This is a genomic window from Pseudoflavitalea rhizosphaerae, assembly GCF_003991355.1.
Lineage (GTDB): Bacteria > Bacteroidota > Bacteroidia > Chitinophagales > Chitinophagaceae > Pseudobacter > Pseudobacter rhizosphaerae.
The window spans coordinates 178,002-192,778 of record NZ_RCSU01000005.1 but is presented as its reverse complement, the minus strand read 5'-3'; the positions used below and the strand labels follow the sequence as shown (position 1 = coordinate 192,778).

Sequence of the window (14,777 nt, the reverse complement as noted above, 5' to 3'; positions counted from 1 at the left end):
GATTAATCTGCTTCTATAGTTGCCAGGTCTTTTCTATATTTTTCTAACAGAACTTCATTCAACTTTGAAAATCTTTCTAGCTCTTCAATTCTCTTCTTCAATTTTTCGCTTTGGTACTTCTTTTGGACATTACCTTCTTTGTAGTTTTCAAAACTGATGGCGGGGTCACTGTCTAAAACTATTCTTAAAATCCTTGCATCATCATTGTCGCGGATGTTTATTGAATTATCAAGGAAGGAGTCTGTTTTTTCATTTTTAGCTTTTAAAGCAGCCTGACTCAAAACGAACTCTATCCAAATTCTGGCTGCTTTGTCAATTTGCAAAGCCATATCGGTATAGTCTGTTATCTCTTTTAGATCCGGGTTGTTTTTCTCCAGTTCAGACAATTCATGATCTAACGAATGATAAAAGTACGGCTCCTGTTCCTCGTGATTAAGCCGCTCAAGCGTTTTCAGAATGGGTTCAAATTCTTCCAATGGTCGTTTACGGGAAGGCAGTAACCATCTGTGTTTCCACAATGCCAGAATAGTTTCGAAGCATTCTCTTTCTGCTTCTTTCTTATCCTCATCGGACATGGCCTGTTCCGCTATTTTCATCTTTTCCGCTATATAATGAGCCATCCACTTAGAAAAAGTGTCGCTGCATGGATCTAGTTTTAGCTCCTGCACAAAGAGTTTACCCAAGTTGATAATTTGCTCCTGTAGTTCTGAGTTTTCCATCTGCTGATAGTATAAATATTTTGTGTTGTGGTTTTGTATATTCCCTATTCTCCCGATCATACCGATAGCTTATATCTCTTTTAATGCCAACGTCGAATATTAAGTCGCAGCCAAGCGTTGAACAGAGTCCTTTTAAAAATGAAAGTTTAGCTTTCAATCGCATTCCTGATTGATTGGGTTCTTCATCCCGTCCTTCTCTATGGCTGCTCCATGTTTCGCAAGACAATGCAACTTCAGCGCTATGAGCGATTTGCCAGGTCTTACCATCCGGATCTGGTGACAAGCCTAATTTTTCAGCTATCGTGCTACCCAATGAGTATGGGGGATAGTCTATTTCATCCGCGTAAGGATCAAATTGATCCAATTCCTTTGAATTGTGACGTTCATTGATCCAGCCTTTAAGTTGAAATGAGCCGGACTCAACTTCCATATCTTCTTCATCAAAAGAAGGTAGCTTATAATCATATGGATCGCTGCTAGTCGCCAGTGCCCGTAAAAGAGCATCTGAGGTCTTAGGTGACACAAGTGCCGTTGAAATAGAAACGGTTTCTTTTCTTTCGTTATTCTTTTCATGCCAGCCTCCTTTTACATTGACCCACAATTCCCCGTTTATTTCTGCCTGCATGTAATTCAAAAAATCTTCTTCTGTGATTTCAGTTTGCCAGGTATCTTTTTTTTCTTCTGAAACCCACAAGGGCCTGTTTGGTGGCAACGGGTCTCTACAATCTGCCAACCACTTGCCATCGGGACGTGTCAGTAAATGCCTCGATAGCCAGTAAGACCATGGTTCATCGTCAGAATCATCTCTTGTTATGATAACGGGCATTTTTTGAATTAGTCTTGCTGCAACAACAAGCATAGCGTGATAAGACAAGTAAAAATCTAAATTGTCGGTTCTAGGGTAGGTTCCGTGATCATGGCATGTTTCCCGATCATTGTTGGAACGGTTCCAAAGAATAACCCTTGGATCATCATTAAATCCATTTTTATCACCCAGCCCCCACTCATTTACAATTACATTCGCAGCTAAATCTTCAATTTGGTTTTCAGATACATGAAACACTCTCCCAAGTGGTTCATACCAATAGCTGTCAATATCTAAACCGAAATGAAAGTCAATGTCTGATTTAACTTCTCCTTGCTTATGCCAATAACTGTCGGTAGAATATTGATATTTTTCCACCTGAACTGGCAGGTTACTTTTTCCCAGATTCTTTGCTTCCTCTAAAACCTCTGCTTTATAAGTATCAGGGAATGTACGTTCAAGCGCTACAATGATGTCTGAAGCGAATTTTTGGATAATAACGTGATCCTGGGATAATGCATAATGCAAAAACAAATCGCTATGCTTATGTAATATGGAAGGCTTTTCAATAGCTATCCTGGCAAATGCAATCAAAAGGTACTGCCTTGCATGAAGGTTATAGAATGGAAACTTATGGTGCCCAAACGCACCTACTTTATCTTGTTTCAACCAATGGACTAAAGCATCAATGATATCGTTACAGTTAAAGTCTGCCAATTTTCTGACACAATGCGCTGCATTCCATCTCATTGCTGCTCTTGGCGAACCGAGGGCCGACCAAATAAATCCTGCAATGTTTGTGCTGGCATCACTTGTAACATGTAAATCCTTACCCCATGTACTATCACCAAAATCTTCTTCGATGTGCAATTCAAAACGGGACAATGAATAATCGGTTAACTCAGCGGCATCTTGTTCGCTGATGTAGGATGAAACCAGAAATACAAAACCGAAAAACTGTTGCGCATCGGAGACCTCATCGCCATTCGCTAAGCCGGATGTGATTCCTGCAATCAATTTCTCAGTTAAACGCTCATCAAGATTTACTGCTTTTTTGAAAGAGTTAAAAGAATATTCGTTTGTCAATTCATGTGCATAATGTTCTCCGAACTTATAAACAACACCTGGAAACTTGGCTTGATAACTCACCTTGCCTTTCCATGCCTCAGGCATAGAAGAAAGGAGATCCTGAACATCGTAATGATTAATGTCTTCAGAAAGGAAGATCAAATCAATGAAGGGCCAAAATGAGTTTTCTTCCAGCCTGGCTATAGCTTCTTTTAATAAATCTCTCAAACGCCATCTGAAATCGTCTTTTCCCTGCTTCGATTTAAATCTCTCTATTAATGCAGCAAAGCCTTCAGGTGTTGCAATGTTTAGGTCCTTGAAAAGGTCGTCCCAATCTTTTTTAGATTCCTGCTTTTGCTTATTGCCTGATATATCTTCAGGACTTTCAGCTTCTTTCTTTTGTTGCGTATGAAAGCCCGTAATTGTCTTTAGTACTTCATTGCTAACGTTATTCTTAACTGCAATTTCTTCCAGTTCATCCCATTTTGTATTGCTTGTGCCTTCTATTTGGAGTAAGTAAATAGCATCAGCAACTAAGCTTTGCCGTGTACTGTCAGATGGCTCATTTTCTAAGCAGATTGTCAGGAGTTCGTTCAATTGATGATAAGAAAAAAAACGGTTTAATGCCCAGCCTGTACTGGCTGAGATTGTTTTGGAACCGACTAATTCCATCAACAGTGCTTCAAGCTGATATTCAAAGCGGCCTATATCCCTATCCCGCCACCTGCTGAGGGCTGATAGGGCTATGCCTGGCGACATCCTGGCGCAAACACGCATTGCTTCGCTTCTGCTCCAATGCTTTTCCCTGGAAACATTTTCTCCCACTAACTCAGCACATCTGATGAAACGATACCCCAATTCATCAGATACTGTTTGCTTCACACAAGCTCTTTGAGCCAGGGCCACAATTGCTTCCCATCGAGGCACAAGCTCTTCTCCAAATTTAGAAGCGATCTCTATAGCTTTATCAAAGTATACACTGGAATCATTATGTGAAATGACCAAAACCGCACGTGCAATAGCAATGTATCTACCAGCAATTTCATCAGGTCCATCGTCATGATTAGTTTTCGTTAATTCATAGGTAGCCTGTTCTAATGGCTGTCTTATATTTAGTAAATGAGGAGACCTGCAGGCTGCACGAAGAAGTTGGGATTTGTCCTGTAATCTGAAAGCTTTTTCATTATGCAGAAACCTTTGGTAAAATTCGATTATCTCTTCGTTGCCGCCTTGTTGATAGAAGATCAATATACCGGCACAGATTTCAGCAATTTCGTAAGGAAGCATATCATAGCTTCTGTATCTACTGGTTCGGGCCTTTATTGTAGTACCATTGACTGAACCAACAACATCAAGAAGTTTTATTTGTTTGTCAAATAGAATCTGAACCCTTAACAAATACCAGGGAAATAAGCCATAGATTACTTCTTTAAATTCTTTAAAGTCATTATCCAACTCTTGGTTTTTCTTCTTGCTGGAAAATTCATCTGGTGAAATAGCTTCTATATCAACTTCTAGCTTGTTCAATAATACTGCACGTATGGCAAGCGCCTTAAGATAGATGGACCTTTCACTTAACGAATGAGCGCTATAAACCATTCGGTTAGCCTTGAGTGGCACGTAATGATTTAAAGCCATCAATATCTTTAACCTGGGCAACCCCCGATACACGCATGCTTCCAAAAAAGAAATAATAGCCGGAGTTATCCTGTCATTGAAAAATCCTTTCGATTTTCTAATTCTACTTTTCCGGAAGCAGAGTAGATTTAGACATGTTTCTATTTCATTCGATTGAGGAAATCTCCCAATTTCTACTAGCCTACTAACTGTGGCAACCAGATAATAGGGTTCTTGAACAAATCGGCCTATTAGATCATTTATCTCATCAAATCTCCCCAGGTCAACAAGCCTTCCTGCTAAATCCTGCACAGTCCTGAATAGGGCTTCTTTGGGTTTTAAACTAAAAAGAAAGTCAGTACAACCACTTACACCATGAATGTTTAGATGTGCATAGGCAAGTTCCAAAATGTCATCATCCTGAACAACATCTTGGTTATAACGATCATCATTTTTTCTCTGCTCCTCAAATTGAATGTGCAGCCAATTCATTGCAGCCCGCAGGTAGCCTCTTCCTTCTCCTTTATAATCTGATATTCCAGAAAGTAATGAAGCGGAATATATATTTTCAGAACCATCCCACCTGCTGCTTAATAATCTTTTAAAAGCAATTTCCTGAACTTTTTCCTTGCTTTGGAGCGTTGCAAGTAAGTCGATATTTGACCTAAAAAGCCCTATTTGCCGCTGATTTCCTGCAATCTCTTCACCGGCTCTCATTGCCAGCTTAATGGCATCTTTAAAATTTTTGAGTTTAAGCGCTGCTTTAAAAGCAAATTGTAAACGATATACGCGGATATTGCGGGCATCAATAGGGTTGTTTTCAGGCAAAAAGTCGTCTGAAAGTGCAATGGCAATTAATTTATTGTATTGCCCCGCTTGCAGATATAGCTGCGGCAAGACCTCCGCCACATACGGCAACTGATGAGCGAGTGGCTCTAAAGCTGCAATATATTCTTCGTAGTTCTTTTTAGTAACGAGGAATGTATTTCTAAACCAGGTTTCTGTTGGCTCATCTCTGAACTGTATAGAAGTGTCATACAACCACAAAGAACGACCAATGTCGGAAACAAAACTTTTTACATGATCGACACTGACGTTGGCCACTTTTGACAAAACATCAATGGGAATGTGAGGAGGCAAGCTGGCTAAGCCCAGGCATATTGAATTAATTTGATGATGATGCTCCTGTGGGATCAGGTCTCTCATTTTTGATACAGCAGCATTTAACTGATGCTCTATTTGCTTTTCAACAGAGGTTCCTGACGGTCCTAATGAGGCTAATAACTTATGAATTGAGTCATGTTTTACATCCAAAGCATTTGCCTGAACTCGCGGATTGCCAAACGTTAAACGATGGAATTCAATCCCATCCTTTTCATTCGCATCGGGAAACCATTTTTTTAAATTTGCCAGAGTTTCATCCTCTGAAAATGGTTCCAGCTCTAATTGACTAATAAAACTTTGCGGTTGTAATAAATGGATGCGTTCGGTTCTGCATAATAGCACCAGCTTGCATCCATCCGGCATAGTCTCACGTAATAACTCATGAGCAAAACAGGATTGCGTATATTCGATGGCTGCCATCTCTGCATTGTCTGCAGCGTCAACTAAAATGAATAATTGGGCTTCCTTAGCTACTTTTTTTAAAGACTTAACAGAGGCTTCAATTCGTTGAAGGAATTTCCGCATAATATCCTCATCCAGTGTTGTATTCTGAACGATCAATGGATCACATAAACCTTTGGAAGCAAGTTCATTTACAATTTGCACCAATGCATCTCTATGTTTATGCCGGGATTCACTTCGATTTCTGTAACTACCTGCACCAAAGCAATCGTAAGCAATACCTAAAGATTCTTCGGGCAAAGAATTGATTAGCTGGCGACAGAAAACGGATTTTCCTACGCCGCCGGCTGCATGTACGATAACAGGATGTGATAAGCTCGCAATACTGTCTTTAAGAATTGTATGTTGCCTGCGCTCGATTATGTTAGTAAGCTCATCCCATTTAGCTGGCGCCGGATATAGCTCTTTTTCAGAGGTTATGCCAAAGCGCTTTAAAACATCTTCCCGATTAATCCTACCGTCTGTATCGGGCAATACCTTTTCTTGTACTAAGGCTACAAGATTTTCAATTTGTGCATTTTCAATAGAACCCGCAATCAGTTGAGCTAATTCTATTCTTAATTCATCTTTTTGAATGTTGTAGTTTCCTTCACCATCCTCTAAGTAGAGCATGTTGCAGAATGACACCAGATCATCTCCAGAGAGACTAGTATAGCTTTCGATTGTTTTCTTAAAAACAGAATCGACCTTTTCCTTTTTTATGATTGCCGATAGGTTTGCCCTGAATGAGTCTGCAACTTTTCTGTTCGTAATTACAGTAAAGGAAATGGAAACATCCGGGTTATTCTCATTTTTATGCTTGATATATCTTGCAGCAAAACCGATAAAAGTATCTTTTAAGTCACTTATGGTAAATGGCTCATCTTCCTGGACAGTAGTATGCTTCAACTGATAGTAGTCTATCTTTTTCTTCCCTGCATCTTCAGTACTATATTCCGAAACGTCTATTACATATTCTCCAGCTTTTCCTGTTTCGGGTGAACCTTCAATATATACTCCTGTCAAACAAGAGTTAGGGTATATAAGCCTTAGGCAGCGCCTGGCGGCCCACCTGTAATGAAAAACATCTCCTGCTCTTGAATATGCTACTAAATCGTTTGACATAGGTTTATTCTTCTTCTTTTAATTTTAATAACTCTCCCACCAGTTTATAGACCATAGTGCAAGGATTATGATTGGCATAATCTTGCCTTCCGGCAAAATTTCTTTCCAGATTTTTAGCGTTTCGAATGGCGCCTTCGATGCTGCCATGCTCTTTAAGCAAGGCATACATCTCTACACTATTTTTTTGATAGCGATATTCGTCACCTAAAAAGGGCTGCAGGTTTTCTTCTATCAAATCCTGGTAGTCTTTTCGGCTGATAGCATTATTGTAATAATGAAAATGCAGCAGATACCATAACTCGAATGCTTCATTGCTCCAGGCGCAGCCAATTGCATGTGCTTTGCAATAGTTGATGGCATTATTAAAACTTTCGGCATCAAAACTGTCTTTGTCAAATACTACCCATAGTTTATCTATTGCCCGCTCTGTATTTTTTTCATACACCGCTTTTAAACGTTCAGCCTCTTCTACCAAAGACTGTGTGTTTCGCCCCGTGCCTTCTATATCAATCTGGTAGGCTGTAAGTACACCTTTGGGAAGATCCTGTTTAAGTCCTTCAAAATAATTAGGCTCAGTTTTTGCTCCTTCACACACTATAAGATAATACATACGCTTGTTACGAACATCCTGCTTTCGCTTCTGTTCCTGCCTTGCATAGCGTTTGAGGTGTTCATTGGGTATCTTTATCTTTCTTGCCATTCCTTTACAACATTTGAAAGATTTCCAATGAAAGGAATAGCTCCATAACGACCTTCGATATAGTCTTTCTCAAAAGAACGGTCTTTTCGAATGGTTTTACCTTCCTCCTTGTATTCAACTAACGAGTACATTTCGGATGCACCGTATTTATTCTTCTCTACAAAATAGATTTGATCTCTGCGATAGTTCCCATAATTCAAAAGGTTTGTATCATGCGTAGCAAAAATCAGTTGAGCATTTTTTTGATTGAATTCTGCAGAATTGAACAACTTCGTGATAGCAAGTGTCAGCAAAGGGTGCAAACTGGCATCAAGTTCATCAATAACTAAAACGCCCCCATCATTCAATACATCGAATACAGGTCCTGAGATATTGAATAGCTTGTTCGTTCCGGAAGATTCTTGGCTTCGCATATCAAACTCCACATTCCCTGCAACCTTATTCTTTGCATCATACTTTTTGTGGATGGTTCTGATATCAATCCGGAAAGAATCTTGAAGGTCTGTTATGAGTTGTTTCACCAGGCTTTCAGGAATATCTTCAGGTAGTTCCTTGGGATCGAAAGGCTTTTTATCCGTGGTAATATCATCAAATCCTAAATCCAGCTTTTTATAAAAATCCAATAGAAGAGGCCTACTTTTTTTGTCCTCTAGCAGCCCAAAAGTCACAGCTTTATAACCTTCATGACTTAACCCTGATACTGTAATAAAATTGCTAAACCATTGCATGATCTTCTTTGCTGTTTTTCCATTGAATTGATCAATGACTGCCAAAAAAAGGGCGTTATCTCTTGTTCTTTCTTCCAGATCTTTTCCCTCAGGAAAAGATTTTTCCATTACCTCAATTCCATCCTTTTCGCGAATAAATAGCGGTTTTTCTGATTGCTTGATTGCTTCGTATAACCACTCGGCATGTATAGCCGTATCGTCTACTTCAAATCCATAACGATAACGGATATTGTCAATAAGAAAAACTACCTCAAATAAAGAAGGAGCATTTTCTGTTTCAGTGTTTAAAAGAAATGGCGTGATTCCTAACTCTTCAGTGGAAGATTTTTCAAAAGACAAAAGAACTAGCCTTCGCATAGTGGACATTGCCTTGATAAAATTGCTTTTCCCACTGGCATTGGCTCCATATAGCACAGCCCCTTTCAGCAGATCATGTCTTTCTGTGGAAAATATATTCTTATCCTTATGCTCCTTAATTGAGGTAGAAAGAAGGCTTAAAGTCGTTTTGTCCTTGAATGACAAATAATTAGCTACCGAAAACTCTATTAGCATTTTGAGAAAATTTCTCAAAAATACAAATTTTTATTAGGAAATGAGAATATTTCTCATAAAATTAGAATTGGCTCAATAAGAGGATAATAGCTACATCCAGTAATTCCAAGATTAAATTAATTGCCGTCAAAAATAGCACAATGAAGACCGCAGATTTATACATTCGCGTAAGCACAGACGAGCAAGTTGAAAAAGGATTTTCAGTAAAATATCAGGAAGACGTGTTGCGTCGACATTGCCTGATAAATAGTATCCAAGTTCAAAATGTCTACTTTGAGGATTTTCCCGCAAGGAATTTCAAACGTCCAACATGGTCCTCTTTATTGATGGGTTACAAAACCCACAAAGCCAATAGACCGGATTATGTTCTTTTTACTAAATGGGACAGGTTTAGCAGAAATATAGCCGAAGCCTACCTGATGATTAAAAAGCTTCAGGATATAAATATCATTCCGCAAGCCATAGAACAGCCATTGGATATAAGTATTCCTGAAAACAAGATGATCCTGGCAATTTACCTGGTAACGCCTGAAGTAGAAAATGATATACGTTCCTTGAATGTAAAGGAGAAGATGCAAAAAGCGCGTGCGATGGGTAGATGGATGGGAAGTGCTCCTATCGGATATCGAAATACGCAATCAGCCACCGGAGAAAAATATATAGCGATACAAGAACCTGAGGCGACATTGATGCGGGAAGCATTTGAACAGGTTAGCCTGGGATTATTCAGTATCCGCGAAATCCACCGAATGACTGTAAAAAAGGGTCTGGTTTGTTCTCTAAATAACTTCTGTCAGGCACTTAGAAATCCGGTTTACTGCGGAAAAATCATCATAGATAGGAAACAGGTTATACCACAGACGGTAAGTGGGAAACATGCAAAAATCATTTCGCAACTGCTTTTTGACAAAGTACAAGATGTCCTTAAAAACAAAAGCAGAATAATAACGAATGTAAGCAAAAAGATAGCGAATGAAATGTTACCCTTCAGGGGATTTCTTTATTGCCCTCGTTGTTCTCAAAGATTGACAGGCAGCAGATCAAAGGGGAGAACGAATTGGTATTTTTATTATCACTGTACTTGTGGCTTCAGAGTAAGAACTGAAAAAGTGCATGATTCCTTTATCAGCATAATAAAATCATTAAAACCCAATGCCGAATACAATGCATTATTCCAGTCAATTCTTAGAAAAAATTACAAGGCTTCTTCCTTCTTGACCATGATCAATCAACATCGCACTATCAAAAAGATTGAAGAGTTAGGGGATCACATGATAACAGCACGCTCACTACTTCTATCAAGGGATATTGATGCGTCGGAATATTATAAACTCAAAAAAGAGTGCCAGATAAAAACGGGAATGCTGAAACGTAAAATCGACAATGCTTCTATTTCCCTAAAACTTTGGGAAGGAAGACTCGACGCAATGTCAGAAGCACTGTCTTCCCTTGATTACATATACGAGAACGCAAACATTGATCAAAAAAGACGGCTAATCGCTTTACTGTTTAGAAATCCGATATTATGGAATGAGAACTGCTTTAGAAATTTGCTTGAAAATAGTGTAAAGATCATTTATAATCATCTCATAAAAACGCCAGTAACTAATGAACCCAATTTAGTAGAACTGAATGAACTGTCATCAGAATATAAGCTGATCATCGAAATAGAGCGACGAAGAGAAATGCAGCCTTCGGCTTTGCTGGTTCAGCATACGTTGTTATTCTTATATGACCTCGCCAACTTTACAATTGAGTTTTACAAAGGTCAACTCTCTCTTAATAATACGGATTTATCCTACAATCATTACGATTAAGTGGTTCGATGTAAATTTCAAGTATCTCGAATTTTCTCATCAAACTTAGTGTCAATTAATGATTTAGAACGGTTCGAGTCCCAGGTGGTCATCCCTGTGGGACTATGGACATAAATGTGTTTTTTGGGCTCAGAAAATTCCTGTAATGGGCTTGTTTTAAGTCAATTAAGATAACTGGCAATTACGGATTTTGGTTCGATGTATGAAATGAGTGTCATTGAAAGTTATTCATTACAAAGGGAAATAAGAAATATAAAAGTATCTGGCAATTAGGTATTTGCTGAAAAGCAAAAGGGACAAAATGAAAAATTTCATTTTGTCCCTTTTCGTGATCCCGCTGGGACTCGAACCCAGGACCCATACATTAAAAGTGTATTGCTCTACCAACTGAGCTACGGAATCTTCCACCTTCATAACACACAACTCTTTGATCTTAAACGACCTCTGAGACATTTGTGCGTTTGTCGTTGGGAGTGCAAAAGTAAGTGAAAAACACTTCGCACCAAATTTTTTATTCCTTTTTTTAAAGATTTTTTCAAACCATCTCCTTCTGGCTCAATTGATCATCTATTTAAAAAGCATTTAAACTTAAGTTTGTATTGAATTGGAGTTATGGATTATGCACAGGAGTTTCGGAAATTTATCAGCAGTCAGTACCTGTATACCGGCGTTCGTATTACAGCAGGGGCAGTAATTCCTGCGCTCATCCTCTACCAATACGGTTTACTGGGTTCAATGATGGCCGTACCGCTCGGCGCGCTCTGCGTTGGCTTCACCGATAATCCAGGCCCCATCCAGCACAGGCGCAATGCCATCTTCCTCAGCATCGGTTTCAATTTTGTGGCGGCCCTGATTGCCGGGCTCAGTCGCGGGCATTCCTGGATGATCGGGATCGAGCTGGTGGCCTTCAGCATGTTCTTCTCACTGTTAGGCGTATACGGAAACCGCGCCAACTCCATTGGCTCTATCGCATTACTGGTTTTCATCTTCAATATCGATGCCCACCTCTCTCCTGCCGGCAACGATTTCAGGGATATCCTCATCAATGCAGGCTGGTTCACCGCAGGAGGCCTCTGGTATGCTGTACTCAGTCTCCTGCTCCATACATTGCGCCCCTACAAGCTCATTCAGCAGCTCCTCGGCGAAAGCCTGATGGAAACTGCAAGATACCTTGATGTAAAAGCCGCTTTCTACCAAAAAGGTCCACAATACAAGGAACTGTACCGCTCCCTCATGCGTCACCAGATAGCTATTCACCAGCACCAGGATGAGCTGCGCGAAATGCTGTTCAAAGCGCGTAGTGTTGTACGTGAGTCTACCAGTAAGGGCCGTGTGCTGATGCAGATGTTCCTTGACAGTATCGATCTCTTCGAACGGATCATGACCACCCAGCAGGATTATGAAGCGCTGCACAAGGAATTTGAACAGGAGGAAATATTACAGGTCTATCACCGTACCATACTCGAAATGGCGGATACACTCAACGATATCGGCCTCGCCATCCAGGACGGACTTCCCTACCGAAATGAAAAGCGGATCGACCGCCTCATTGAGAATGCCAGGGACGCTTTCTTTTCCATGCGCAATAAAAAACTCAATGCAGACAATATCGAAGGGTTCATCAAACTCAGGCATATCCTTTTCAGCCTGCAGGACCTGGCGGAACGTATCAAGGTGCTTTCGCAATACACGAGCTACGACCGATCCATCAGCAAGGCATTGAAGAACCAACCGAAAAGGGAAATGCACCTGGACCGTTTCATTACACGGCAGGAACTGGACCCCAACCTGCTGTTCGACAACCTGTCGCTTGAATCCTCTACTTTCCGGCATGCCGCCCGCCTCACACTTGCGCTGATAGCAGGATACGTGATCTCATTATTGTTCCCGCTCGGGCACGGATACTGGATCCTCCTCACCATTACCACCATCCTGAAACCCGCTTACAGCATTTCGAAAAAAAGGAACGGGCAACGGATCATCGGCACCATTACCGGCGCCCTGCTTGGCTTTGCCGCCATCTTCATCACGGAAGACACTACTATCCTGTTCATCATCATGCTGCTGGCGATGATCATTTCGTACAGCATGCTGAAACTGAACTATCTTGTCAGCTCTGCAGGCATCACGCTCTACGTGATCATCAGTTTTCATTTTCTCAATCCCAGTGGCCTGGGTGTGGTGCTGCACGATCGTGTGATAGATACGGCCATCGGTTGCATGATCGCATTCCTCGCATCTTCGTTTGTGCTTCCCGTTTGGGAAAAAGAACAGATAGCCACTTACCTGGAACAATCCATTTTAGCCAACCGGTCTTATTTCAGTACGGTGTCCAAAGCCTTTACCGGCAACGGTTTCGATATCACCAATTATAAAGTGGCGCGAAAAGGCGCTTTTGTGGCCCTGGCCAATATGTCTGACCATTTTCAACGAATGATGTCTGAACCCAAAAGCAAGCAATACAATCTGGAAAACTATCACCAGTTTGTTGCCACATCTCATTTACTTACTTCTGGCATTGCATCATTATCCTACTATGCGCATCGCTCAGGGCAACAATATGGTTCGATGGATTTTCAGCCGCTCGTAAACCAGGTGGAAGCACAGTTTGAACTGGCAACGGCTATCCTGGATAACCGTACCAGTTCCGTTGCAAAACAAAAACTGATGGAAGATCCTATCCGTCAGAAAGTACTGGAACTGCTCGGGATCAGAAGAGAAGAAATGAGTGGCAAAAAACTCGAAGAAGATGAACAGCATTCCGTTCGCAAAACACTCTCCGACCTCAAAGCCATCACGGACCAGTTCCAGCTGATCAGCACCATCACGGCAGAACAGGTAAAGATACTCGAAAAACTCCGCGAATTCTCCAGGACCCGCGATGCTGCTGAGCCACAGGCATCCTGATATTCGTTCTGCTTTTCCATCATATCTCTAACCAACACCTTAACCAGCCAACACTACATTCCAGGCCGGGCTTTCCAACATTCCGGCCCATTTTAACATATCCCCACCCAACAGTCCACCCAATTTTGTTGTCAGGTATCCACTTAACAAGCATAACCTGATTGTATGAGACAACTACCTGATCAACTATGTATCGCAATCTGCACACTGGTGATAGCTTTCACCGGCTCGTATTGTAAAAAAGATAAAAATGAAAACCCGCCGCCACCCAAGGACCGATGGGAAGCCATCAACAGCGGCCGGGAAAGGAATATCGGAACGGCCAAATGGAGTTTCGTGATCAACAACAAAGGCTTTTTCGGCAGTACTGACGGAGACCTGCATATCTATGATTTTTCGCGAAAGGACTGGACAGGCACTTTCACCTTACCTGCCGGCTTCGAATCACGATGGGCCTGCGCGGTAGCCGTATACAACAACAAAGCCTATGTTGGCAACGGGCGATATGGAGCAGGCATGTTCCTTAGCGACTGGTGGGAATTTGATCCGGAAGCTTCCAATCCCTGGCGTAGATTACCCGACTGCCCGGTTGCAGGAGGTGATGGCACAGCGTTCATTCATAATGGAAAACTGCACATTACTTTACAGATCGATGAAAGACAGGGGAACGAAACCATCCAGCGACGAGTGTATGTATTTGATCTGACTACAGAAACCTGGAGTCAGAGCTATAACCAGGTTGGCGCCAATTGCGGCAGCAGTGGATTTGCATTCCTGCTCAACAACAAACTCCATTTCGGAGCAGGTTACAATAATTATGTACCAGGCAGCGTGTTCACCAAAGACTGCGCAGTTTATGATCCCGCCAATCAGCAAACAACCAACATTGCGCAGTTCCCGGTTGAAATGCAAAGGGCTGAAAATGCCATAACCTTTACGCTTAATGGTAAAGGTTATGTATTGGGTCAGCATAAAGAATTGTTCGAGTTCGACCCAACTGCCAATAAATGGAGAGAAATGAACAAAGTACCCGAGCAGACAGCATCAGGCCCCATTACATACCTGCACAGGTACAACGACAAAATTTTCGGTTTCACCACAAAAGGAAAACTGTACGAATATATTCCAGGCTGA

The 14,777-nt window shown here is 41.2% G+C and carries 7 protein-coding genes and 1 tRNA gene; 3 read left to right on the top strand and 5 right to left on the bottom strand.

Annotated elements, in window-relative coordinates; genetic code table 11:
- Window positions 1-2: 2 nt before the first annotated feature.
- From D9Y29_RS10560 to D9Y29_RS10545, 4 genes are read right to left on the bottom strand one after another with little or no spacing between them, the layout of a single operon-like run.
- A complete protein-coding gene (locus D9Y29_RS10560) occupies window positions 3-719 on the bottom strand; it encodes a hypothetical protein (RefSeq protein ID WP_127127806.1) in 717 nt (238 codons plus the stop codon).
- Window positions 676-6,939, bottom strand: a complete 6,264-nt coding sequence (locus D9Y29_RS10555; protein WP_127127804.1) for a P-loop domain-containing protein — start codon at window positions 6,937-6,939, stop codon at window positions 676-678. The genes D9Y29_RS10560 and D9Y29_RS10555 overlap by 44 nt, the downstream gene beginning before the upstream one ends.
- A 4-nt stretch (window positions 6,940-6,943) precedes the next feature.
- Window positions 6,944-7,639, bottom strand: a complete 696-nt coding sequence (locus D9Y29_RS10550) for an RloB family protein (RefSeq protein ID WP_127127802.1) — start codon at window positions 7,637-7,639, stop codon at window positions 6,944-6,946.
- Window positions 7,624-8,937 (bottom strand): AAA family ATPase, encoded by a 1,314-nt coding sequence (locus D9Y29_RS10545; protein WP_206513758.1) that lies wholly within the window; start codon window positions 8,935-8,937, stop codon window positions 7,624-7,626. Before D9Y29_RS10545 ends, D9Y29_RS10550 begins: the two co-directional genes overlap by 16 nt.
- A gap of 122 nt (window positions 8,938-9,059) precedes the next feature.
- On the opposite strand from D9Y29_RS10545, the gene D9Y29_RS10540 reads away from it, so the two are divergent.
- Complete coding sequence (locus D9Y29_RS10540) at window positions 9,060-10,736, top strand: recombinase family protein (protein WP_127127800.1); 1,677 nt, start codon at window positions 9,060-9,062, stop codon at window positions 10,734-10,736.
- Window positions 10,737-11,065: 329 nt separating this feature from the next.
- On the opposite strand, the gene D9Y29_RS10535 is transcribed toward D9Y29_RS10540, so the two are convergent.
- Window positions 11,066-11,138, bottom strand: a tRNA-Lys gene (locus D9Y29_RS10535).
- A 210-nt stretch (window positions 11,139-11,348) separates the two neighbouring features.
- Here D9Y29_RS10535 and D9Y29_RS10530 point away from each other — a divergent pair.
- Together D9Y29_RS10530 and D9Y29_RS10525 are read left to right on the top strand one after the other, a co-directional pair.
- Complete coding sequence (locus D9Y29_RS10530; protein WP_127127798.1) at window positions 11,349-13,643, top strand: FUSC family membrane protein; 2,295 nt, start codon at window positions 11,349-11,351, stop codon at window positions 13,641-13,643.
- 165 nt (window positions 13,644-13,808) lie between these two features.
- Window positions 13,809-14,777, top strand: a complete 969-nt coding sequence (locus D9Y29_RS10525; RefSeq protein ID WP_127127796.1) for a Kelch repeat-containing protein — start codon at window positions 13,809-13,811, stop codon at window positions 14,775-14,777.